Source organism: Pseudomonas sp. NPDC087626 (assembly GCF_044743405.1).
Lineage (GTDB): Bacteria > Pseudomonadota > Gammaproteobacteria > Pseudomonadales > Pseudomonadaceae > Aquipseudomonas.
This window is the reverse complement of record NZ_JBIUWJ010000021.1, coordinates 70,164-90,623: the sequence shown is the minus strand read 5'-3', so window position 1 is coordinate 90,623 and position 20,460 is coordinate 70,164. Positions and strand designations below refer to the sequence as shown.

The window sequence follows — 20,460 nt, the reverse complement described above, 5'->3', positions numbered from 1 at the left end:
AAGTCTATTAATAGTCGAATGGGTTATTGAGGCTGGGTCTGACAGGCTAAACCCGTAGGAAGTTTCCGATAACCCCCCTATCCTTCGCGATACCCTGAACAGTTGCTGTAAACGTCTACGTTAAAGGATCCAGACACAGATTTTTCATGTCACTTTCACATTTTCACGCTTACTCTCAGGGCATCCGAATCAGGTTCTGCCGGAGCCCACGCTGCCGATCCCAAGGGAAAAAGTCAATTCAAGCGCTTTTTCATAATTGTCGGCTAACCGTTTGATATGGATTATTTTTCTTGAGTTACCCTGTGACAAATTTATTCATTTGAACCGAGCTCCGCGGAACTCGACACCCCGGTGTTCGATCCCATTGTTCCCTGACATGACTACCAATGACGTCGAACCCGTAGTGGGCGCCATTGCACAGACCCTGGACCCAAGCCTTTGAAGCCTTATCCAATCCATTGCGTGTCGATCGTTATCCCGGTCTACAACGAAGAAGAAAGCCTGCCCGAGTTGTTGCGCCGCACTGAAGGGGCTTGCCGCCAACTCAAACAGGACTATGAAATCGTCCTGGTCGACGACGGCAGCCGCGACAACTCTGCACAACTGCTCGAAGAGGCCGCCGCCCGCGACGGCAGCAAGGTAGTGGCGGTAATCCTCAACCGCAACTATGGGCAGCATGCGGCGATCATGGCCGGTTTCGAACAGTGCAAGGGCGATGTGGTGATTACCCTCGACGCCGACCTGCAGAATCCGCCGGAAGAAATCCCGCGCCTGGTGGCCCAGGCCGAGCTGGGCTACGACGTGGTGGCCACGGTACGCAACAATCGCCAGGACTCGGCCTTGCGCCGCTACCCGTCGAAGTTGATCAACCTTGCGGTCAAGCGCTCCACCGGGGTCGCCATGAGTGACTACGGCTGCATGTTGCGGGCCTATCGACGCACCGTGGTCAACGCGATGCTGGCCTGCCGCGAGCGCAGCACCTTCATACCGATCCTGGCCAACAGCTTTGCCCGCCACACCACCGAGATCCTGGTGCAGCACGCCGAGCGCGAGCATGGCGAGTCCAAGTACAGCACCATGCGCCTGATCAACCTGATGTTCGACCTGATCACGTGCATGACCACCACCCCGCTGCGCCTGCTGAGCATCATCGGCTTCAGCATGGCGGCGCTGGGCATGCTCTTCGCCCTGGCCCTGATTGTGTTGCGCCTGGCCTTTGGTGCCGGCTGGGCCGGTGACGGCATGTTCGTGCTGTTCGCCATCCTGTTCGTGTTCACCGGCGGCCAGTTCATCGGCATGGGCCTGTTGGGCGAGTACCTGGGGCGGATGTACGGTGATGTACGGGCGCGACCACGGTTCTTCATCGAAAAAGTCCTGCGCAACCAACCCGCCACGCCGGCTCCCGCTGTCACTGTCGACGGTTTGACTTCCACTTCTACTGATCAGGTTTCGCCATGAGTTCAAACGCTGTTGTTTTTGCCTATCACGACATTGGTTGCGCCGGCATCGAAGCCCTGCTCGCAGCGGGGATTCGGATCAGCACGGTGTTTACCCATGCCGACGATCCCAAGGAAAACACCTTCTATGGCTCGGTCGCGCAACTGTGCGCACGCAAGGGCATCACCGTGCATGCGCCGGAAGACGTCAACCATCCACTGTGGATCGAGCGCATCGCCAAGCTCAACCCCGACTACCTGTTCTCCTTCTATTACCGCAACCTGTTGAGCGAGCCGCTGCTGGCAACCGCGCGCCAGGGCGCGTTCAACCTGCATGGTTCGTTGCTGCCGGCCTACCGTGGCCGCGCCCCGGCCAACTGGGTGCTGGTCAAGGGCGAAACCCAGACCGGCGTCAGCCTGCACCGCATGGTCAAGCGCGCCGACGCCGGTGCCATCGTCGCCCAACAAGCGGTCGCCATCGAACGCAGCGACACCGCGCTGAGCCTGCACGGCAAGCTGCGTGAAGCCGCCGCCAGCCTGCTACGTGACACCTTGCCCCTGCTGATCCAGGGCAAAACCAGCGAAACCGCCCAGGACGAATCCCGCGCTACGGTGTTCGGGCGCCGTACCGCTGCGGACGGCAAACTGCTGTGGCAGCAACCGGCCGAGCAACTGTTCAACCTGGTGCGCGCTGTAACCCAGCCCTACCCTGGCGCCTTCTGTGCCGTCGGCGAGCACAAGCTGATCGTCTGGACTGCCGAGGTGGTCAAGGGCAATGAAGGCCTGGCCCCTGGACGCGTGATCAGCGTCGATCCGTTGCGCATTGCCTGCGGTGAAGACTCGCTGCTGATCGCCTCCGGCCAGCGCAACGACAACGGCCTGTTCCTCAGTGGCCCGCAACTGGCCGACGAACTGGGCCTGGTCGAGGGTTCCGTGCTGCGCGGCGCTGAATCGGGGCGCAGCCCTCGGCGCACCCGGGTACTGATCCTGGGCGTCAACGGCTTCATTGGCAATCACCTGTCCGAGCGCCTGTTGCGCGACGACCAGTACGAAGTCTATGGCCTGGACATCGGCTCCGACGCCATCGAGCGCTTGCGCAGCCACCCCAATTTCCACTACGTCGAAGGCGATATCAGCATTCACTCCGAGTGGATCGAGTACCACATCAAGAAATGCGACGTGGTCTTGCCGCTGGTGGCCATCGCCACCCCCATCGAGTACACCCGCAACCCGCTGCGGGTGTTTGAACTGGACTTCGAAGAGAACCTCAAGCTGGTTCGCTACTGCGTCAAGTACAACAAGCGCGTGATCTTCCCGTCGACTTCGGAAGTCTATGGCATGTGCCAGGACCAGAACTTCGACGAAGACACCTCTAACCTGGTCGTCGGCCCGATCAACAAGCAGCGCTGGATCTACTCGGTATCCAAGCAACTGCTGGACCGGGTGATCTGGGCCTACGGCCAGCAAGGCCTGGATTTCACCCTGTTCCGCCCGTTCAACTGGATGGGCCCGCGTCTGGACCGCCTGGACTCCGCGCGGATCGGCAGCTCCCGGGCCATCACCCAACTGATCCTCAACCTGGTGGAAGGCACGCCGATCCGCCTGTTCGACGGCGGCGAGCAGAAACGCTGTTTCACCGACATCGCCGACGGCATCGAAGCCCTGGCGCGGATCATCGACAACCGCAATGGCGCCTGCACCGGCCAGATCATCAACATCGGCAACCCGGATAACGAGGCCAGCATCCGCCAACTGGGCGAGGAACTGCTGCGCCAGTTCGAGGCGCATCCACTGCGCGACAATTTCCCGCCGTTCGCCGGTTTCCGCGAGGTCGAGAGCAAGGCGTTCTACGGCAACGGCTACCAGGACGTGTCGCACCGCAAGCCGAGCATCAAGAACGCCAAGCGCCTGCTGGACTGGACCCCGACCGTGCACATGCGCGAAACCATCGGCAACACGCTGGACTTCTTCCTGCGTGAAGCCATGCTCGAAATCGCGGACCAGCGTTGATGCAGGCGGGCCTTCGAATCGATGTCGATACGTACCGGGGCACCCGCGAAGGCGTGCCTCGGTTGTTGGACATGCTCGATGAGGCGCAGGTCAAGGCGACGTTTTTCTTCAGCGTTGGCCCGGACAACATGGGGCGCCACCTGTGGCGCCTGATCCGCCCGCAGTTCCTCTGGAAAATGTTGCGCTCCAATGCCGCCGGCCTGTACGGCTGGGACATTCTGCTGGCGGGGACCGCCTGGCCTGGCAAGCCCATCGGCCGCGATCTCGGGCACCTGATGCGCCGGGCCGCGGCCGCCGGCCATGAAATTGGCCTGCATGCCTGGGACCACCACGGCTGGCAGGCCAACGCCGGGCGCTGGAGCGATGCGCAGTTGAGCGAGCAGATCCGCCGAGGCGTCGACTGTCTCAGCGATATTCTCGGCCAAACCGTGGACTGTTCGGCTGCCGCCGGTTGGCGCGCCGATGAGCGGGTGATCGGCGCCAAGCAAGCTTTTGCTTTTCGCTACAACAGTGACTGCCGCGGGCACAGCCTGTTTCGTCCGCGCCTGGCCGACGGCAGTCTCGGTACCCCACAGATTCCGGTGGACTTGCCGACTTTCGACGAGGTGGTCGGCCCGCTGGTAGCCGCCGACGGGTTCAACCCATTCATTCTGGATCGATTCAGCCCCTCGCAGCTGAACGTCTACACCGTACACGCAGAGGTAGAAGGGATTCTGATGGCTGAGCATTTCCGTCAATTGCTGGTGCAGGCGCGCGCGCGCGACATCCGCTTCCAGCCCTTGGGCAACTTGCTTCCCGAGACGCTCGACAGCCTGCCTGCGGGCCGGGTCTTACGTGGCACGCTGGCCGGCCGTGAAGGTTGGCTGGGGGTGCAAGGCGCATGAGCAGACGCTGGATATTGCCTTTATTGCTGCTGGCTTTCGGTCTGTTTTACCTGCTGCCAATGACCTCCCACGGCCTGTGGATTCCCGATGAAACCCGCTACGCGCAGATCAGCCAGGAAATGCTCCTGACCGGAAACTGGGCCTCACCGCACTTCATGGGCATCCGCTATTTCGAAAAACCGGTGGCTGGCTACTGGATGATCGCCTTGGGCCAGGCGCTGTTTGGCGACAACCTGTTTGGTGTGCGCGTGGCCTCGGCCCTGAGCACCGGCCTGAGCATCGTGCTGACCTACCTGATTGCCCGGCGCCTGTGGAACGACCCGCGCAAGAGCCTGACCTGCGCCCTGCTCTACATGAGTTTGTGCGTGGTGGTCGGCCAGGGCGGCTATGCCAACCTCGATCCGCAATTCACCTTCTGGGTCAACCTGAGCCTGGTGGGGCTGTGGCTGGCCTTTGACAGCCAGACGCCACGTGCCCGCCTGGGCTACTGGGCGCTGACTGGACTGGCCTGCGGCATGGGTTTCATGACCAAGGGTTTCCTCGCCTGGTTGCTGCCGGTACTGATCGCCCTGCCCTATATGGCCTGGCAAAAGCGCCTGCGCGAACTGCTGACCTACGGCGGCGTGGCCGTGCTGGTCGCGGTGCTGGTGAGCCTGCCCTGGGCACTGGCGGTACATACCCAGGAGCCGGACTTCTGGAATTTCTTCTTCTGGCACGAACACATCCGCCGGTTTGCCGGTGCCGATGCACAACACGCGGAGCCCTGGTGGTACTACCTGCCGCTGCTGCTGGCGTTCAGCCTGCCATGGGTTGCGTTGTTGCCGGTCGCCATCCGCCAGGCCTGGCAAAATCGGCGCCAGGCCAGCATCGGCTTCCTGCTGTTGTGGCTGCTGCTACCACTGGCCTTCTTCAGTTTGGCCAAGGGCAAGTTGCCGAGCTACATCTTTCCCTGCCTGTTGCCGCTGGCGCTGTTGATGGGCCATGCCCTGGTGGATCGCCTGAGAAACCGCCAGACCCGGGTCATCCGTCTCAACGCTGCATTCAACCTGGCCCTGGGTGGCCTGGTCTTGCTGGCGCTGGTGTATTTCCAGATCAAGAAGCCGCTGTACAACAACGAACCCGAACACCTGGTGCTGGTTAGCGTTGCCGTGATCGGTTGGTTGCTGTGCAACACCCTGCAGGCCCTGCGCCCTTTGCAACTGTGGGCCGCCCCCGTGCTCGGCAGTTGGCTGTTCATCGCCCTGCTGCCGGCCGGCCTGCCGAACTCTGTGGTGTACAACAAGACCCCGGACCAGTTCATCAATGACCATCTGCAGGAGCTCAGCCAGAGCACCCGGCTGTTGAGCAACGACCTGGGCGCCGCCTCGGCCCTGGCCTGGCGCCTCAACCGCGCGGACGTGGCGCTGTACAACACCGTAGGCGAAGTGAAATATGGTCTGGCTTATCCTGACACCCTGCATCGCCGGGTGGACTTCCTCAAGGTCCCGCAATGGATGAGCGCAGCCCGCCAGCAAGGTCAGGTGGGCGTCGTCATGCGGATCAATGGCGAGGAGCATTACGAGATCGACATGTTGCCCCAGGACTTCAAGCGTTATGACCAAGGCAATCTGGTGATTCTGATTTTCCCCAAGAGTCAGCCATGAGCCTGATACTCGTAGGGCTCGCCTGCCTCCTGACGTGCCTGGGCCAGGTGGCGCAGAAGTACGCGGTGGAAAGCTGGCGCGACCGGCCTTCGGCGCTGCTCGACAAACTGCGTTCACCCTGGCTGTGGCTGGCGCTGGCGAGCCTGGGCCTGGGCCTGCTGGTGTGGTTGCTGGTGCTGCAACGGCTCGATGTCGGGGTGGCTTACCCGATGCTGAGCCTGAACTTTGTGCTGATCACCCTGGTGGCCCGCTTCGTGTTCCATGAAACGATCGACCGCCGGCACTGGATCGGCGTCGCCCTGGTGATCGCCGGGGTGATTCTGCTCGGGAGGCAGCTATGAGCGTGGGTCGTGGAATCGCTTTTGGCATGGCCAGCGTGGTGCTGGTAAGCACGGCCCAGTTGGGCATGCGCTGGAGCATGAGCCATCTGCCCCTGCCAGCGCAGTGGTGGACGGCCCTGCAGGACGGCACGGTCGACCCCTTCGCGGTGGCGGTGGTACTCAGCGCCATCCTTGCCTACGGGCTGTCGATGCTCTGCTGGCTGCTGGCCTTGCGTGATTTGCCCCTGGGTCGCGCCTATTCGCTGCTGAGTATCAGCTACGCCCTGGTCTACCTGCTGGCGGCGAGCCTACCGCTGTTTAACGAAGACTTCAGCCTGTCCCGCTCCCTGGGGGTGGCCCTGGTCATCCTCGGAGTCATCACCATCAATTCGCGCAGCAACCGTACTTCAGACCTCAGGAATGCCTCATGAAAATCAGTGTAATCGGGAGTGGCTACGTGGGCCTGGTGCAGGCTGCCGTGCTGGCCGAAGTGGGCCACGATGTGGTCTGCATGGACATCGATGAGAAAAAGATTGCGCTGCTGCAGCAGGGGCATGTGAGCATTTTTGAACCTGGGTTGGCCAGCCTGGTACGTGAAGGCCTGGAGTCTGGACGGCTGCATTTCAGCTGCGACGAAAAGCTCGCCATAGAGCACTGCCAGGTGCTGTTCATCGCCGTGGGCACGCCGTCCGACGACGACGGTGCGGCCGATCTGCGCCATGTGTTGTCAGTCGGCGATGCAGTGGCCCGCCACCGCCAGCAGCCGCTGATCCTCGCCGAGAAATCCACCGTGCCGGTGGGCACTGGCGACACCCTGCGCGCGCACATTGAGCGCCAGTTGTTGGCCGCCGGGCGCAGCTTGAAATTCGATATCGTCTCCAACCCCGAGTTTCTCAAGGAAGGCTCAGCGGTCGCTGACTGCCGGCGTCCCGACCGGATCATTGTCGGTTGCGACAGCGACGAAGTCCGCGAGGTGATGCGCGACCTGTATGCGCCGTTCAACCGCAACCACGACCGCATCCTGTTCATGGACCTGCGCAGCGCCGAACTGACCAAGTACGCCGCCAACTGCATGCTTGCGACCAAGATCAGCTTCATCAACCAGATCGCCGAATTGGCCGAACACCTGGGGGCCGACATCGAGTCGGTGCGCCTGGGCATCGGCGCCGACCAACGCATCGGCTATCACTTCATCTACCCCGGCTGTGGTTATGGCGGTTCATGTTTTCCCAAGGACATGCGGGCCTTGATTCACAGCGCCGAGCAAGCCAATTGCTCCAGCGACCTGCTGCAAGCCGTGGAAGCCATCAACGAACGGCAAAAACACAAGCTGTTCGAGCGGATCAAGGCGTTCTACAACGGCAACCTGGCCGGCAAGACCTTTGCCCTCTGGGGCCTGGCGTTCAAGCCCAATACCGACGACATGCGTGACGCCCCGAGTCGCGTCTTGATGGAGGCGTTGTGGGCCGCCGGCGCATCGGTCAGCGCATTCGACCCCGAAGCCATGCAGGAAACCCAGAAGCTGTACCCGAACGAGACCCGGCTGATGCTGATGGGCACGCCAGAGTCAGTCCTCAAGGACGCCGACGCGCTGATCATCTGCACCGAATGGCAGCAGTTCAAGGCCCCCGACTTCGAGTTGATCCAGCAGCGTCTCAAGGCGCCGGTGATTTTCGACGGACGCAACCTGTACGACGCAGAACGCCTGGCTCGCAATGGCTTCAAGTACTTCCCCATGGGGCGCGGCGAGTCCTGCCATCTGCCAATCCCGCAGCAGCAGTGGCCCGCTGCTGCCATCGCCTAGGCAGTGGGCATGACCTGTGTCTTGCGTCGAGCCCGAGTCGAGGATGCCGACGCCCTACCCGACATCGAGCGCTCGGCGGCCCGCCTGTTTGCCCAGGACCCCGACCTGGACTGGCTGGTCGACGCAGCGGTGATCTGTGGCCCAGAGCATCGCCAGCGCATCGCAACTTGCCCGGTGTGGGTGGTCGAGGCGGCGGATAGGTGCATCGTCGGTTTTCTCAGCGCCGCTGTGACGGGCGGCCAGTTGCATATCGAGGAACTGTCGGTTGATCGTGAAGCTCAGGGCCTGGGTTTGGGTCGGCAGTTGTTGCAGGCGGCGATCGAGCACGCCCGGGACCAGCGGCTGCTGGCAGTGACCCTGACCACCTTCCGTGAATTGCCTTGGAACGAGCTGTTTTATCGGCGCAGTGGTTTTGTCACCCTGGATGCACAGCAGATCGATCCCCGCCTGCAGCAACTGCTGGATGAGGAAGCGGCCCACGGCCTGCCCCGCCATCGGCGCTGTGCCATGCGCCTGGACTTGCGTCCTTAGCGACAAACCGGGGTGCAGGGCTGCGCGCGGGGTGATTTAACTTCAACATTAATGAACTTAAAGATCATTAATATGAATTTGTCAGGCTGCGAGTTGGCCGGCACACTGTGCCGGTTCCTCCCCCAAATGTTGGAACGCTTAAAGGGCTTGCTGGAGAACCAGCCAAGCCCTTCTTTTTGCCTGCCCTTTGCAATTGGACCGTCCTACCCATGTTCGCTCGCTGGATTCCCGCTGCCATCAACACCCGCCCTACCGAATGGAGCCGCGCTGCCATCGGCATGTCGCTGGGCACCCTGCTGAGTGTCTGGGCCTGTGCCCAGGTCTTCGGCATGCAGATTGCCCTGCACTTGATCGGCCCCCTGGGAGCGTCGGCAGTGCTGCTGTTTGCCGTGTCATCCGGTGCGCTGGCCCAGCCCTGGTCAATCATCGGTGGCTACCTGTGTGCCACCGTGATGGCGTTGCTGGTAGCTCACGTGCTGGGACGAACGCTGGTCAGTGCCTGCCTCGCGGCCGGCCTGGGCTTGATCCTGATGTGCTGGCTGCGTTGCCTGCACCCACCGGCCGGGGCCCTGGCGCTGCTGATGGTGCTGGCGGATCCGGCGACCATCGCCCTCGACTGGCAGGCACTGGCCCCGGTGATGCTGGGCGCATCGACCCTGCTGCTGAGCGCCCTGGGGTACAACAACCTGACGCGCATTCGTTACCCCAAGCGCCCTGCCGAACCGGTGCCAATGATCCCCGCCGACCACCCGCCCACCGACAGCCAGGCCATCAACGCCGAGGACCTGAAGGCGGCGCTGGCCGAGCTGGAGGCCTTCTTCGACGTCACCCCCGAAGACCTCGAACAGTTGATCCACGCCAGCGAGCGTCACGCCAAGCGTCGCAGCATCGGCCAGGTACTGAGCGGCCAAGGCTGATACAGCCCAGCGCTTGAGCGCTGATGCGTTTGTAGGAGCGAGCGCCCGCTTGCGGCTCGCTCCATCACAGAGCTCACATACAGCCACCAAAACCTGTAGGAGCGAGCCAGCTCGCGAGAAACCCGAGAGCGCCGCGTTGAATCAGGAGAGACGCGTCATCGTTGACGTCCATCGCGAACAAGGCTCGCTCCTACAGTGCTGGCGGGCGGCATTCCGGCGTTTGCCAAAGTGACCCGCCGTTGGGCGGATAAACCCACAAACCCAGGATCAAAAGACCACAACCTCAGGACGAGGTCTTGACCATCGCCAGTTCGGGGTGGCTGACCAGTTTGTCGATGTGCAACTCCGGGTCGTCAAACCAGACTTCGGTCAGGACCCGATAGTGCTCCATGTCGCGACAACGCATGCGCAGGCTGTAGTCGAAGGCGCCACTGATCAGTTGGCATTCCAGCACTTGCGGGCACGCCCTGACCTTGGCTTCGAAAGCCTTTTGCGCGGCGCGTCCACTCTGGTTCGACAGCGCCACCAGCACCAGCAATGACAGGCCAGGGGTCAGCTTTTTCTCGTCGAGAATCGCCCCATAGCCACGAATCACCCCCAGTTGTTCGAGCTTGCGCACCCGTTCAAGGCAGGGCCTGGGTGTCAGGTGCACGAGCTCGGAAAGCTTTTGATAAGTGATGCGCCCATCGTGGCGCAGCACCTCGATAATGGCCTGGTCGATACGATCAAGCACAATCGACAGATCGCGGATATCCGCCATGTACGTCTTGCCTCACTTCAACGACCCGAGAGAAATTACTGCAAACGCTCGCTCTGACCGGCCGGTCGGGACCAGTTGCAGTCCCCTGCTCCTCGAGCCCGTTCCACGTCAAAACGTTTATCCAGATTTTCAACGCTGAACTTGTACAGGAAACACCCCTGTCCGCGCACCCCTGTCGACCTGAAACCTCTGATGCAGACGGTTGCAAATCGATGAGCAGAATGCCCACAGACGTAACCTTCGAGGTGTCGTTCAGGGCTGCGCAAACAGCATGGTTATGCTGGCGTCGGCCGATTCACAGCCGATTCTGTCGTGAATGCCCTATTCAGTTAAAAATATCGCCGACGGCCATTTCGATATTACAAAAATGCACACCGAACCTGCATTCATCCGGGTTGTACACGGCAAATTTGCACTGTTACGATCGACGATCGCCCGCGCCTGGGCATTTCCATAAAGAACAATAAAAGCAGGGAGTTACCGATGACTGCTGAGGTTTTATCTACGCAGGTAAAGGCCATGGATGCCACGCGCAACGAAGTCCTGGCCGAGGTGCGCAACCATATTGGCCACCTGACCCTCAATCGCCCCGCCGGCCTCAATGCCCTGACCCTGGACATGGTCCGCACCCTGCACCGCCAACTCGAGGCCTGGGCCCGGGATTCGCAGGTGCATGCCGTGGTGCTGCGCGGCGCCGGGGAAAAAGCCTTCTGTGCTGGCGGCGACATCCGTTCGCTGTATGACAGCTACCAAGCCGGCGACACCCTGCACGAAGATTTTTTCGTTGAGGAGTACGCCCTCGACCTGGCTATTCACCAATACCGCAAACCGGTCCTGGCACTGATGGACGGTTTTGTCCTGGGCGGCGGCATGGGCCTGGTGCAAGGCGCCGACCTGCGGCTGGTCACCGAACGCAGCCGCCTGGCGATGCCGGAAGTCGGTATCGGTTATTTCCCGGATGTCGGCGGCAGTTATTTCCTGCCGCGCATCCCGGGCGAGCTGGGGATCTACCTGGGGGTCAGCGGGGTACAGATTCGCGCCGCCGATGCACTGTATTGCGGCCTGGCCGACTGGTACCTGGCAAGTGAGCAACTGAGCGAGCTGGACCAGCGCCTGGATAACCTGCAGTGGCACGATACGCCGCTCAAGGACCTGCAAGGGCTGTTGGCCCAACTGGCAGTGCAGCACCTGCCCGCCCCCCCGCTGCAAGCCCTGCGCCCAGCCATTGACCACTTTTTCGACCTGCCGGACGTGCCAAGCATCATCGAACAACTGCGCAGCGTGACCGTCGCCGACAGCCATCAGTGGGCCGTGGACACCGCCAACTTGCTGCAGACCCGCTCCCCGCTGGCGATGGCCGTGACCCTGGAAATGCTCCGCCGCGGCCGCGAACTGAGCCTGGAACGCTGCTTTGCCCTGGAACTGCACCTGGACCGTCAATGGTTCGCCCGTGGCGACCTGATCGAGGGAGTACGCGCCTTGCTGATCGATAAAGACAAGAATCCACGCTGGAACCCTGCCACCGTCCAGGCCCTGGACGCCAAGCACGTGGCCAGTTTCTTCACAGGCTTTGAGCAGAGCGGGAGCTGATTCTCATGCACGATATCGAACTGAGCGAAGAACAAGTGATGATCCGCGACATGGCCCGGGACTTTGCCCGCGGCGAGATCGCACCCCATGCCCAGGCTTGGGAAAAGGCTGGCTGGATCGACGACGCCCTGGTGGCGAAGATGGGTGAGCTAGGCCTGCTGGGCATGGTGGTGCCTGAGGAATGGGGCGGCACTTATGTCGACTACGTTGCCTATGCCCTGGCAGTGGAAGAGATTTCCGCCGGCGACGGTGCAACCGGCGCCTTGATGAGCATCCACAACTCGGTGGGTTGCGGGCCGGTGTTGAACTACGGCACCGAGGCACAAAAACAGACCTGGCTGGCGGACCTGGCCAGCGGCCAGACCATCGGTTGCTTCTGCCTGACCGAACCCCAAGCCGGTTCCGAGGCGCATAACCTGCGTACCCGCGCCGAACTGCGCGATGGCCAGTGGGTGATCAACGGCGCCAAGCAGTTTGTCAGCAACGGCAAGCGGGCCAAGCTGGCGATCGTGTTTGCGGTGACCGATCCGCAGCTGGGCAAGAAAGGCCTGTCGGCGTTCCTGGTGCCCACCGACAACCCCGGCTTCGTCGTTGACCGCAGCGAGCACAAGATGGGCATTCGGGCGTCCGACACCTGCGCAGTGACGCTCAACAACTGCGTCATCCCCGAAGCCAACCTGCTGGGTGAACGTGGCAAGGGCCTGGCGATTGCGCTGTCCAACCTCGAAGGTGGGCGCATCGGCATCGCTGCCCAGGCACTGGGCATTGCCCGCGCAGCCTTTGAAGCGGCCCTGGCCTACGCCCGCGACCGGGTGCAGTTCGACAAGCCGATCATTGAGCACCAGAGCATCGCCAACCTGCTGGCCGACATGCACACCCGGCTGAACGCCGCTCGCTTGTTGATCCTCCACGCAGCACGCCTGCGCAGCGCCGGCAAACCCTGCCTGTCGGAGGCCTCGCAAGCCAAGCTGTTTGCCTCGGAAATGGCCGAAAAAGTCTGCTCCTCGGCCATCCAGATTCATGGCGGTTATGGCTATCTGGAAGATTATCCGGTGGAGCGCTATTACCGTGATGCGCGGATCACCCAGATCTACGAAGGCTCGAGCGAGATTCAGCGGATGGTGATTGCGCGGGAATTGAAGAACTACCTGCTGTGAAACCCTGAACGCATCGCGGGCAAGCCGCAAGCGGGCACCCGCTTGCGGCTTGCCCGCGATGGGATCCGTCAGAACCCAGGATTACTTACCGACAAACTCCGGCGCACGCTTGGCGATAAACGCCGCCATGCCTTCTTTCTGGTCCTGGGTGGCGAACGCCGCGTGGAATACCCGGCGTTCAAAACGCACGCCTTCGGACAGGCTGACTTCGAAGGCGCGGTTCACGCTCTCCTTGGTCATCATGGCAATCGGCAGCGACTTGCTGGCGATCAGGGTCGCGACTTTCAACGCTTCATCCAGCAGCTCATCCGACGGCACGATGCGCGCCACGATGCCACAACGCTCGGCTTCCACCGCGTCGATCAGGCGACCGCTGAGGCACATTTCCATGGCCTTGGCCTTGCCCACCGCGCGGGTCAGGCGCTGGGTGCCACCCATGCCCGGCAGGACGCCGAGGTTGATTTCCGGCTGACCGAATTTGGCGTTGTCGCCAGCCAGGATGAAGTCGCACATCAACGCCAGCTCACAACCGCCACCCAGGGCAAAACCGTTGACGGCGGCGATGATCGGCTTGCGGCGGTTGGCCACCCGATCACTGTCGCTGAACAGGTCGTCCAGGTAGATCTGCGGGTAGGTCAGCTCGGCCATTTCCTTGATGTCGGCACCGGCGGCGAAGGCTTTCTTCGAACCGGTCAGGACGATGCAGCCGATCTGCGGGTCGGCTTCCAGGCCGTCCAGCGCATGGTTCAGTTCACTGACAATCTGCGCGTTGAGGGCGTTCAATGCCTGGGGGCGATTGAGGGTGATCAGGCCCACGCGGCCCTGGATTTCCAACAAAATCGTTTCGTAACTCATGCAAGGTTTCCTTGTTCAAAGATTGCGCGAAATGACCATGCGCTGGATATCGCTGGTGCCTTCGTAGATCTGGCACACCCGCACATCGCGGTAGATACGCTCCAGCGGGAAGTCGCTCAGATAACCGTAACCGCCGAGGGTTTGCAAGGCGGACGAACAGACCTTCTCGGCCATTTCCGAGGCAAACAGCTTGGCCATCGACGCTTCCACCAATGCGGTCTTGCCGCTGTCACGCAGGGCGGCGGCGTAGTGCACCATCTGCCGGGCGACGGCGATCTGCGTGGCCATGTCGGCCAGGCGGAAGGCCACGGCCTGATGCTCGATGATCGGCTTGCCGAAGCTTTCGCGCTCGCGGGCGTAATCACGGGCAGCTTCGAACGCGGCGCGCGCCATGCCCACCGACTGCGAGGCGATCCCGACCCGGCCGCCTTCGAGGTTGGCCAGGGCAATACGGTAGCCTTCGCCCTCCTCCCCCAACCGATTGGCCACGGGCACCTTGACGTCTTCGAACAGGATCTGGCAGGTGTCGGAGGCGTGCTGGCCGAGCTTGTCCTCGACCCGGGCAACCTTGTAGCCAGGCGAATCGGTGGGCACGATAAAGGCACTGATCCCACGCTTGCCGGCGTTGGGGTCGGTCACCGCAAACACAATCACCACCCCGGCGTTCTGCCCGGAGGTAATGAACTGTTTGCAGCCGTTGAGCACATAGTGGTCGCCATTGAGGCGGGCGCGGGTTTTCAGGCCACTGGCATCGGAGCCGGCCTGGGGTTCGGTCAAGGCAAAGGCGCCGAGCATCGCCCCGCTGGCCAGTGGCGTGAGGAAGCGCGCCTTCTGCTCGTCGGTGCCGTACTTGAGGATGGGTACACAGCCTACCGAGTTGTGCACGCTCATGATGGTCGAGCAGGAACCATCGCCGGCAGCGATTTCTTCCAGGGCCATGGCGTACGCCAGGTAACCGGTGTCGCAGCCGCCCCACTGTTCGGGAACCAGCATGCCGAAGAAACCCAGCTCGGCCATTTGCGCAATGGCTTCCTTGGGGAAACGGTGTTCGCGATCCCACTCGGCGGCGAACGGTTTCAAGCGTTCCTGGGCGAACTGCCGGGCCGCGTCGCTGATCTGTAGTTGTTCGTCATTGGGCAGCATAGGGAATCCTTAATCCAGGCATTCAACGGCCATGGCCGTGGCTTCGCCGCCGCCGATGCAGATGGCAGCCACACCCCGCTTCAGGCCTTTGCGACGCAGGGCCGAGAGCAGCGTGACCAGGATCCGCGCGCCCGAAGCACCAATCGGATGACCCAGGGCGCAGGCGCCTCCGTGCACGTTGACCTTGCTGTGGGGAATTTCCAGCTTGGTCATGGTGACCAGGCTGACCACCGCAAAGGCTTCGTTGATTTCGAACAGATCGACTTGATCCAGCGACCAGCCGGTTTTTTTCATCAGCTTCTTGATCGCGCCCACCGGAGCTACTGGAAACAATCCCGGAGTATCGGCAAACGCGGCGTGGCCATGAATCACCGCCAGTGGCTTGAGACCGCGTTTTTGCGCCTCGCTGCGACGCATCAGGACCAAGGCCGCGGCGCCATCGGAAATCGAGCTGGAGTTGGCAGCGGTCACTGTACCGCCCGCGCGGAACGCCGGTTTAAGGCTGGCGATCTTGTCCAGCTTGGCCTTGGGCGGTTGCTCGTCGTCGGTGATGGTCTTCTGCTCTTTGCCGACTGTGACCTGCAGCGGGACGATTTCGGCGGTGAAGCTGCCGTCCAGGATGGCCTGCTGGGCGCGGGTGGTCGACGCGATGGCGAAGGCGTCCTGGGCCTCGCGGCTGAAGCCGTGTTCCTGCGCGCAATCCTCGGCAAAGGTGCCCATCAGGCGGCCCTTGTCGTAGGCGTCTTCCAGGCCGTCGAGGAACATATGATCGATCACGCTGCCGTGGCCCATGCGGTAGCCGCTACGGGCGCGGTCCAGCAGGTACGGAGCGTTGGACATGCTTTCCATGCCGCCGGCCACCACCACCTCGGCACTGCCGGCCAACAACATGTCGTGGGCCAGGATCGCCGCCTCCATGCCCGAACCGCACATCTTGTTCAGGGTGGTGCAACGGGTCGACTTGTGCAGGCCGGCGCCCAATGCTGCCTGGCGTGCCGGGGCCTGGCCGAGACCGGCAGGCAGTACACAGCCGAACAACACTTCTTCCACGGCATCGCTGGCCAGGCCCGCGCGCTCGACCGCCGCACGAATGGCGGCGGCGCCCAGTTGTGGCGCAGTCAGGCTCTTGAGGTCACCCTGAAAACCGCCCATGGGGGTGCGGACAGCGCTGACAATGACAATCGGATCGTTGTGAGTGGTCATGTTCATGACTCCTTATTTAGCGGCCATGCGCAAGGCACCGTCGAGACGGATCACCTCACCGTTGAGCATGCTGTTTTCTATGATATGCCTGACCAGCGCCGCGTACTCGCAAGGTTTGCCCAGGCGTGGCGGGAATGGCACGCCGGCGGCCAGCGAGTCGCGAACTTCCTGGGTCATGCCGGCCATCATCGGGGTTTCGAAGATACCCGGGGCAATGGTCATCACACGGATGCCGAAGCGTGCCAGCTCACGGGCGGCCGGCAAGGTCAGGCTGGCAATCGCGCCTTTGGATGCGGCATAGGCGGCCTGGCCGATCTGGCCGTCGAAGGCGGCCGCCGAAGCGGTGTTGATGATCACTCCCCGCTCGCCGTCCGCGTCCGGGGTGGCCTGGGCAATCGCCTCGGCTGCCAGGCGCAGCATGTTGAAGCTGCCGATCAGGTTGACGTTGATCACCTGGCTGAAACTGCTCAGGGCGTGCGGACCGTTTTTGCCAAGGATCTTTTCGCCCCGCACGATCCCGGCACAATTGACCAGGCCGTTGAGCCCGCCAAACGCCGCAACCGTGGCCTGCACCGCAGCCTGTGCGGCGTCTTCGTTGCTGATGTCGGCGACCACGCTGTGGGCCCCGAGGCGCTCGGCCTGCGCCGCGACCGCCGCGGCGTTCATGTCCACCAGCATCACCTTGGCGCCAGCGGCGACCAGCAGTTCAGCGGTGGCCGCACCCAGCCCCGACGCACCGCCGGTGACGATAAAAACCTTGTTTTCGATCTGCATCGTTGTTTCCTTGAATTCAAGCCTTGTTGACCGCGGCCTCTTGAGCCTTGGCGATTTCCTGGTTGCGCAAGATAAAGCGCTGCAATTTGCCGCTTGGGGTTTTCGGCAAGTCGCTGACAAATTCGATTTCACGGGGATAGGAGTGCGCGGCCAGGCGCTTGCGCACATGTTGGCGCAACTCTTCGGCCAGTTCCGGCGACGCCAGGTACTGGCTAGCGAGCACGACGAAGGCCTTGACCAGTTCGGTGCGCTCCGGGTCGGGTTTGCCGACCACCGCCGCCTCGATCACCGCCGGGTGCTCGATCAGCGCGCTTTCAACGTCGAACGGACCGACCCGGTAACCCGAGGTGGTGATTACGTCATCGCTGCGACCGACGAAGCTGATGCTGCCGTCCGGGTTCAACTCGACCGTGTCGCCGCTCAGGTAGTAGTCGCCGACAAAGGCCTTGGTCGGCGCACCGTCGTAGCCGGGGAACCAGCACATCGGCGACTGGCTGCGATCGATCGCCAGGATCCCTGGCTGGCCGACGGACAATTCGTTGTAGTTGTCGTCCAGCACCACAATGCGGTGGCCGGGCGATGCAAAACCGGCAGCACCGACATGCACCGGATGCTCGAGGCCGTGGTGATTGCACAGGACCATGCCCAGCTCGGTCTGGCCATAATGGTCGTGGATCACTACGCCGAGGTTATCGGCAAACCAGCGGATCACTTCCGGGTTCAGCGGTTCGCCGGCGCTGCTGACGATACGCAGCTTGCCTTTGATGCTGCGGGCGAACTCGTCGCCGCCGGCAATCAGCAGGCGGTAGGCGGTAGGCGAGCCGGTGAGGTTGGTGATCCCGTACTTGTTGATCACCCGGCAAGTGCTTTCCAGGGTAAACGGGCCGTCGTAGAACGTGATCGGGTGCCCCATGCCCAACGGGCCGGCCACACCAAAGTAGATGCCATAGGCCCAACCGGGATCGGCGACGTTCCAGAAGGCATCTTCCGGGCGCAGGTCCACGGCGTCGCGGGTGTAGCTCTGGAAGGCGACAAGGGCCTTGAGCGGCACGTACAAGGCTTTCGACGGGCCAGTGGTGCCCGAGGTGAACATCAGCAGGAACGGGTCTTCACCGCTGAGCAACACCGGTTCGCACTGGTTGGAATGATTGGCCAGTTCCGCCCAGAAACTGAAGTCGCCGCGGACCAGGCCCTGGCCCTTGGCACCGGTGACCGTGACGATGGTCGGGCACTCGGGCACTTCGCTGAGTTTGGGCCGGTTCGCCGCATCGGTCACCACCACGGCCGCGCCGGAAGTGCCCAGGCGATGTTCCAGGGCCTTGGGGCCGAAGGCGGTGAACAATGGCTGATAGACCGCGCCAATGCGCCAGGTGGCGAGCACTACGATCAAGAGTTCGACGTTGCGCGGCAACAGGCCAGCGACTTTGTCGCCCTGCTTCACGCCCTGGGACTTGAGGAAGTTGGCGAAACGCGCGGCCTTGTCCTGCAGGTCGCTGAAGGTATAGGTCGCGCTGGCGCCGTCGCGCCCTTCCCAGAACAAGGCAATGCGCCCGGGCAATGCGTGGCGGTCGCAGCACTCGACACAGGCGTTGAGGGCCGTCAGCGAACCATGAAGTGCCGCATCGACCGTGTGCTGATAGTTGAACTGTGAAGTCGCAGACAGGTAATCGCGCATTGCCAGAATCCCTTGGTGTTTTTATTGGGTTGGGGGAACCTACAAAATCCTCGAAATACTCGCTCCACGGGCGGCGCGGGACAATGGTCAAAGCCATCAAGTTGCTTGACTGCTTTGGCCAAGGGGGCGCATCTGTGAGCCGACATTAGGCCGAGTACATATCCATTTCTTCGGTACGGCTGATAAGGGTTCCGCCCAACGGCGGCTCACTTTTGAACAGCCGGAATGCCGGCCCAGGCAAAAGTAAGCAAAACGCTCATGCCCCACCACTCGGTGCATCGCTTAGGCTCGGCATGCCCGTACTCCGACATTGATTTGGGAGGGGCGCCGCAATGGGCCATCCCCTACAGGGTTTTATTCAGCATTACCGCCACGTCTGACTATCAGTTCTGATAGTTCCCAACTTTTGGCCGCGCGAGTATATCTGGAAGCAAGAAATCAACCTCGAAGGCAGGCCTTGTGATGACCGATTCCGCAAACAGTGACCGCCCCTCACGGCAGTCACAAACCATACTTCTAGCCACCGACAGTAAAAACTCGGTGCTGGTCGAAGTCGCAGGCGGAAGGTTCAATTCGATCGCTTATTCAGTTTATGGCGAACAGGCCGGGCGGCAGGAAATCAACGGGCGATTGGGTTTTAACGGTGAGCTACGCGAGGTGCTATTGGGCTGGTACTTGCTGGGCAATGGCTACAGGGCTTACAACCCTGTGTTGATGCGCTTTCATAGCCCGGACAGTTGGAGTCCGTTTGGAGCGGGTGGACTGAATGCCTACATGTATTGCGTAGATCCGTTGAATTTTTCAGATCCAACCGGGCATTTACCCAAACTGATTCACCAAATCGGCAACTTCCTTTCAGGAGTGGATCGGTTTTTGTTTGGTGGTGCCTCCGTTACTGGCCCCAGCCGCAGCAAAGCATTGAAAGCCACTAGACAAGTGGAAACTGTGACGGGACCTATGCGCGTCGAAAAAGAAAGCACTCTGAATGCGTTTGGTACCTTGGGCACTGTTATCGCCGGGGCGCCGGGGCCACGAAACTTCCCACCTTCGCCAGGGCTTGGTGACTATGGACCAACAACAGAAAGGATTCATCCCGGCTATGTAGGAGGCGCCGCCATGGACGGATTGACCGCTCTGGGAAGCAGATCAACAACTGGTCGTACTGTGCAAAGCTCCAGCCTGTCAACCGGACAATTCGCCCCGCCGCAACCAAGCAACTCTGGGGGAGATACGTGGACAAGTTCTCGTGGAACACATGGACGAGAGGTCGTATTCCCTCGAACTAGGGGAGGTGGTGATGCAACTGGCATGAACTCGCGTCTTCTTCCACTGCAAGCACCTGCGAGACAACCCTTTTTGAATCCTCAAGTCCAGTTGCAACAAGATGCACTTCGAGCCGCAATGGACGTGCTAAATGCACGACGAATACGGGCGGGACAACCTCCACGACCATTTTTAATAGCCCCGCGAAGGTAGTCACTCGGGCGTTGCAAGCCGATCAATTCCTGGTCTCAGTAGCCCTGGCCCAGTGCGGCTAAACCGGCGTCCTGCCGGTTTACCCCCCAAATCAATATCGGGGTAGTAGAAGCTACACCGCGCATGCCCTAGCGATCAGGTCGGCTTTTAGGCCGCCTCGCTTTGCTTTTGATCCTGGGCGCCCCGTTAACCACGCTGGCCGAACGCAGGCTTGAAGCCGTGGGTAACCCGGCAGGACGCCGGGTTAGCCGCCCCGCGCCATGGATGGCGCGTGGCGGCGGC

18 protein-coding genes are annotated in these 20,460 nt (G+C 61.8%); 12 read left to right on the top strand and 6 right to left on the bottom strand.

Annotated features, from left to right (window positions below; translation table 11 throughout):
- Positions 1–438: 438 nt before the first annotated feature.
- The 9 genes from arnC to ACIOVD_RS18170 all read left to right on the top strand — a co-directional run bounded on the left by arnC (position 439) and on the right by ACIOVD_RS18170 (position 9,545).
- The gene (gene arnC / locus ACIOVD_RS18210; protein WP_401129446.1) at positions 439–1,458 is read left to right on the top strand and encodes an undecaprenyl-phosphate 4-deoxy-4-formamido-L-arabinose transferase; all 1,020 of its coding nucleotides are present in this window, start codon (positions 439–441) and stop codon (positions 1,456–1,458) included.
- Entirely contained in the window at positions 1,455–3,446 is a 1,992-nt protein-coding gene (arnA, locus tag ACIOVD_RS18205) for a bifunctional UDP-4-amino-4-deoxy-L-arabinose formyltransferase/UDP-glucuronic acid oxidase ArnA (protein WP_401129444.1), read from the top strand. The genes arnC and arnA overlap by 4 nt, the downstream gene beginning before the upstream one ends.
- Positions 3,446–4,330 carry a 4-deoxy-4-formamido-L-arabinose-phosphoundecaprenol deformylase gene (gene arnD / locus ACIOVD_RS18200; protein ID WP_095171496.1) on the top strand — a complete coding sequence of 295 codons (885 nt, stop codon included), beginning with the start codon at positions 3,446–3,448 and terminating at the stop codon, positions 4,328–4,330. The genes arnA and arnD overlap by 1 nt, the downstream gene beginning before the upstream one ends.
- Entirely contained in the window at positions 4,327–5,973 is a 1,647-nt protein-coding gene (gene arnT, locus ACIOVD_RS18195; RefSeq protein WP_401129442.1) for a lipid IV(A) 4-amino-4-deoxy-L-arabinosyltransferase, read from the top strand. The genes arnD and arnT overlap by 4 nt, the downstream gene beginning before the upstream one ends.
- Positions 5,970–6,314, top strand: coding sequence for a 4-amino-4-deoxy-L-arabinose-phosphoundecaprenol flippase subunit ArnE (gene arnE, locus ACIOVD_RS18190; protein ID WP_401129440.1), 345 nt, complete (start codon positions 5,970–5,972; stop codon positions 6,312–6,314). Before arnT ends, arnE begins: the two co-directional genes overlap by 4 nt.
- On the top strand, positions 6,311–6,724 hold the full coding sequence (gene arnF / locus ACIOVD_RS18185) for a 4-amino-4-deoxy-L-arabinose-phosphoundecaprenol flippase subunit ArnF (RefSeq protein WP_401129438.1): 414 nt from the start codon (positions 6,311–6,313) through the stop codon (positions 6,722–6,724). The genes arnE and arnF overlap by 4 nt, the downstream gene beginning before the upstream one ends.
- Positions 6,721–8,097 carry a UDP-glucose dehydrogenase family protein gene (locus tag ACIOVD_RS18180; RefSeq protein ID WP_401129436.1) on the top strand — a complete coding sequence of 459 codons (1,377 nt, stop codon included), beginning with the start codon at positions 6,721–6,723 and terminating at the stop codon, positions 8,095–8,097. The genes arnF and ACIOVD_RS18180 overlap by 4 nt, the downstream gene beginning before the upstream one ends.
- Before the next feature lie 9 nt (positions 8,098–8,106).
- The gene (locus ACIOVD_RS18175; protein WP_401129434.1) at positions 8,107–8,628 is read left to right on the top strand and encodes a GNAT family N-acetyltransferase; all 522 of its coding nucleotides are present in this window, start codon (positions 8,107–8,109) and stop codon (positions 8,626–8,628) included.
- Positions 8,629–8,837: 209 nt separating this feature from the next.
- The gene (locus ACIOVD_RS18170) at positions 8,838–9,545 is read left to right on the top strand and encodes an HPP family protein (protein WP_401129432.1); all 708 of its coding nucleotides are present in this window, start codon (positions 8,838–8,840) and stop codon (positions 9,543–9,545) included.
- 283 nt (positions 9,546–9,828) lie between these two features.
- On the opposite strand, the gene ACIOVD_RS18165 is transcribed toward ACIOVD_RS18170, so the two are convergent.
- On the bottom strand, positions 9,829–10,305 hold the full coding sequence (locus ACIOVD_RS18165) for an Lrp/AsnC family transcriptional regulator (protein WP_095171484.1): 477 nt from the start codon (positions 10,303–10,305) through the stop codon (positions 9,829–9,831).
- 483 nt (positions 10,306–10,788) lie between these two features.
- Between ACIOVD_RS18165 and ACIOVD_RS18160 the strand changes: the two genes are divergently transcribed.
- Together ACIOVD_RS18160 and ACIOVD_RS18155 are read left to right on the top strand one after the other, a co-directional pair.
- Entirely contained in the window at positions 10,789–11,895 is a 1,107-nt protein-coding gene (locus ACIOVD_RS18160) for an enoyl-CoA hydratase/isomerase family protein (RefSeq protein ID WP_401129430.1), read from the top strand.
- A gap of 5 nt (positions 11,896–11,900) precedes the next feature.
- Complete coding sequence (locus ACIOVD_RS18155; protein ID WP_401129428.1) at positions 11,901–13,052, top strand: acyl-CoA dehydrogenase family protein; 1,152 nt, start codon at positions 11,901–11,903, stop codon at positions 13,050–13,052.
- Between the two features lie 81 nt (positions 13,053–13,133).
- Here ACIOVD_RS18155 and ACIOVD_RS18150 read toward each other — a convergent pair whose 3' ends face one another.
- The 5 genes from ACIOVD_RS18150 to ACIOVD_RS18130 are packed head-to-tail and all read right to left on the bottom strand — an operon-like array spanning position 13,134 to position 18,702.
- The gene (locus ACIOVD_RS18150; protein ID WP_095171478.1) at positions 13,134–13,907 is read right to left on the bottom strand and encodes an enoyl-CoA hydratase; all 774 of its coding nucleotides are present in this window, start codon (positions 13,905–13,907) and stop codon (positions 13,134–13,136) included.
- Positions 13,908–13,922: 15 nt separating this feature from the next.
- Positions 13,923–15,050, bottom strand: a complete 1,128-nt coding sequence (locus ACIOVD_RS18145) for an acyl-CoA dehydrogenase (protein WP_401129426.1) — start codon at positions 15,048–15,050, stop codon at positions 13,923–13,925.
- A 9-nt stretch (positions 15,051–15,059) separates the two neighbouring features.
- A complete protein-coding gene (locus tag ACIOVD_RS18140) occupies positions 15,060–16,253 on the bottom strand; it encodes an acetyl-CoA C-acyltransferase (protein ID WP_401129424.1) in 1,194 nt (397 codons plus the stop codon).
- Between the two features lie 12 nt (positions 16,254–16,265).
- Entirely contained in the window at positions 16,266–17,027 is a 762-nt protein-coding gene (locus ACIOVD_RS18135; RefSeq protein WP_095171473.1) for an SDR family NAD(P)-dependent oxidoreductase, read from the bottom strand.
- Positions 17,028–17,043: 16 nt separating this feature from the next.
- Complete coding sequence (locus tag ACIOVD_RS18130; RefSeq protein ID WP_095171471.1) at positions 17,044–18,702, bottom strand: AMP-binding protein; 1,659 nt, start codon at positions 18,700–18,702, stop codon at positions 17,044–17,046.
- 462 nt (positions 18,703–19,164) lie between these two features.
- Here ACIOVD_RS18130 and ACIOVD_RS18125 point away from each other — a divergent pair, with 462 nt between their 5' ends.
- The gene (locus ACIOVD_RS18125) at positions 19,165–20,178 is read left to right on the top strand and encodes an RHS repeat-associated core domain-containing protein (protein ID WP_401129421.1); all 1,014 of its coding nucleotides are present in this window, start codon (positions 19,165–19,167) and stop codon (positions 20,176–20,178) included.
- Positions 20,179–20,460 lie beyond the last annotated feature (282 nt).

Excerpts from the sequence above, each read along its gene's own strand:
- arnA (WP_401129444.1), top strand. The coding sequence starts at position 1,455 with ATGAGTTCAAACGCTGTTGTTTTTGCCTATCACGACATTGGTTGCGCC.
- arnD (WP_095171496.1), top strand. The coding sequence starts at position 3,446 with ATGCAGGCGGGCCTTCGAATCGATGTCGATACGTACCGGGGCACCCGC.
- arnT (WP_401129442.1), top strand. The coding sequence starts at position 4,327 with ATGAGCAGACGCTGGATATTGCCTTTATTGCTGCTGGCTTTCGGTCTG.
- arnE (WP_401129440.1), top strand. The coding sequence starts at position 5,970 with ATGAGCCTGATACTCGTAGGGCTCGCCTGCCTCCTGACGTGCCTGGGC.
- arnF (WP_401129438.1), top strand. The coding sequence starts at position 6,311 with ATGAGCGTGGGTCGTGGAATCGCTTTTGGCATGGCCAGCGTGGTGCTG.
- ACIOVD_RS18180 (WP_401129436.1), top strand. The coding sequence starts at position 6,721 with ATGAAAATCAGTGTAATCGGGAGTGGCTACGTGGGCCTGGTGCAGGCT.
- ACIOVD_RS18175 (WP_401129434.1), top strand. The coding sequence starts at position 8,107 with ATGACCTGTGTCTTGCGTCGAGCCCGAGTCGAGGATGCCGACGCCCTA.
- ACIOVD_RS18170 (WP_401129432.1), top strand. The coding sequence starts at position 8,838 with ATGTTCGCTCGCTGGATTCCCGCTGCCATCAACACCCGCCCTACCGAA.
- ACIOVD_RS18165 (WP_095171484.1), bottom strand. The coding sequence starts at position 10,305 with ATGGCGGATATCCGCGATCTGTCGATTGTGCTTGATCGTATCGACCAG.
- ACIOVD_RS18160 (WP_401129430.1), top strand. The coding sequence starts at position 10,789 with ATGACTGCTGAGGTTTTATCTACGCAGGTAAAGGCCATGGATGCCACG.
- ACIOVD_RS18155 (WP_401129428.1), top strand. The coding sequence starts at position 11,901 with ATGCACGATATCGAACTGAGCGAAGAACAAGTGATGATCCGCGACATG.
- ACIOVD_RS18150 (WP_095171478.1), bottom strand. The coding sequence starts at position 13,907 with ATGAGTTACGAAACGATTTTGTTGGAAATCCAGGGCCGCGTGGGCCTG.
- ACIOVD_RS18145 (WP_401129426.1), bottom strand. The coding sequence starts at position 15,050 with ATGCTGCCCAATGACGAACAACTACAGATCAGCGACGCGGCCCGGCAG.
- ACIOVD_RS18140 (WP_401129424.1), bottom strand. The coding sequence starts at position 16,253 with ATGACCACTCACAACGATCCGATTGTCATTGTCAGCGCTGTCCGCACC.
- ACIOVD_RS18135 (WP_095171473.1), bottom strand. The coding sequence starts at position 17,027 with ATGCAGATCGAAAACAAGGTTTTTATCGTCACCGGCGGTGCGTCGGGG.
- ACIOVD_RS18130 (WP_095171471.1), bottom strand. The coding sequence starts at position 18,702 with ATGCGCGATTACCTGTCTGCGACTTCACAGTTCAACTATCAGCACACG.
- ACIOVD_RS18125 (WP_401129421.1), top strand. The coding sequence starts at position 19,165 with ATGACCGATTCCGCAAACAGTGACCGCCCCTCACGGCAGTCACAAACC.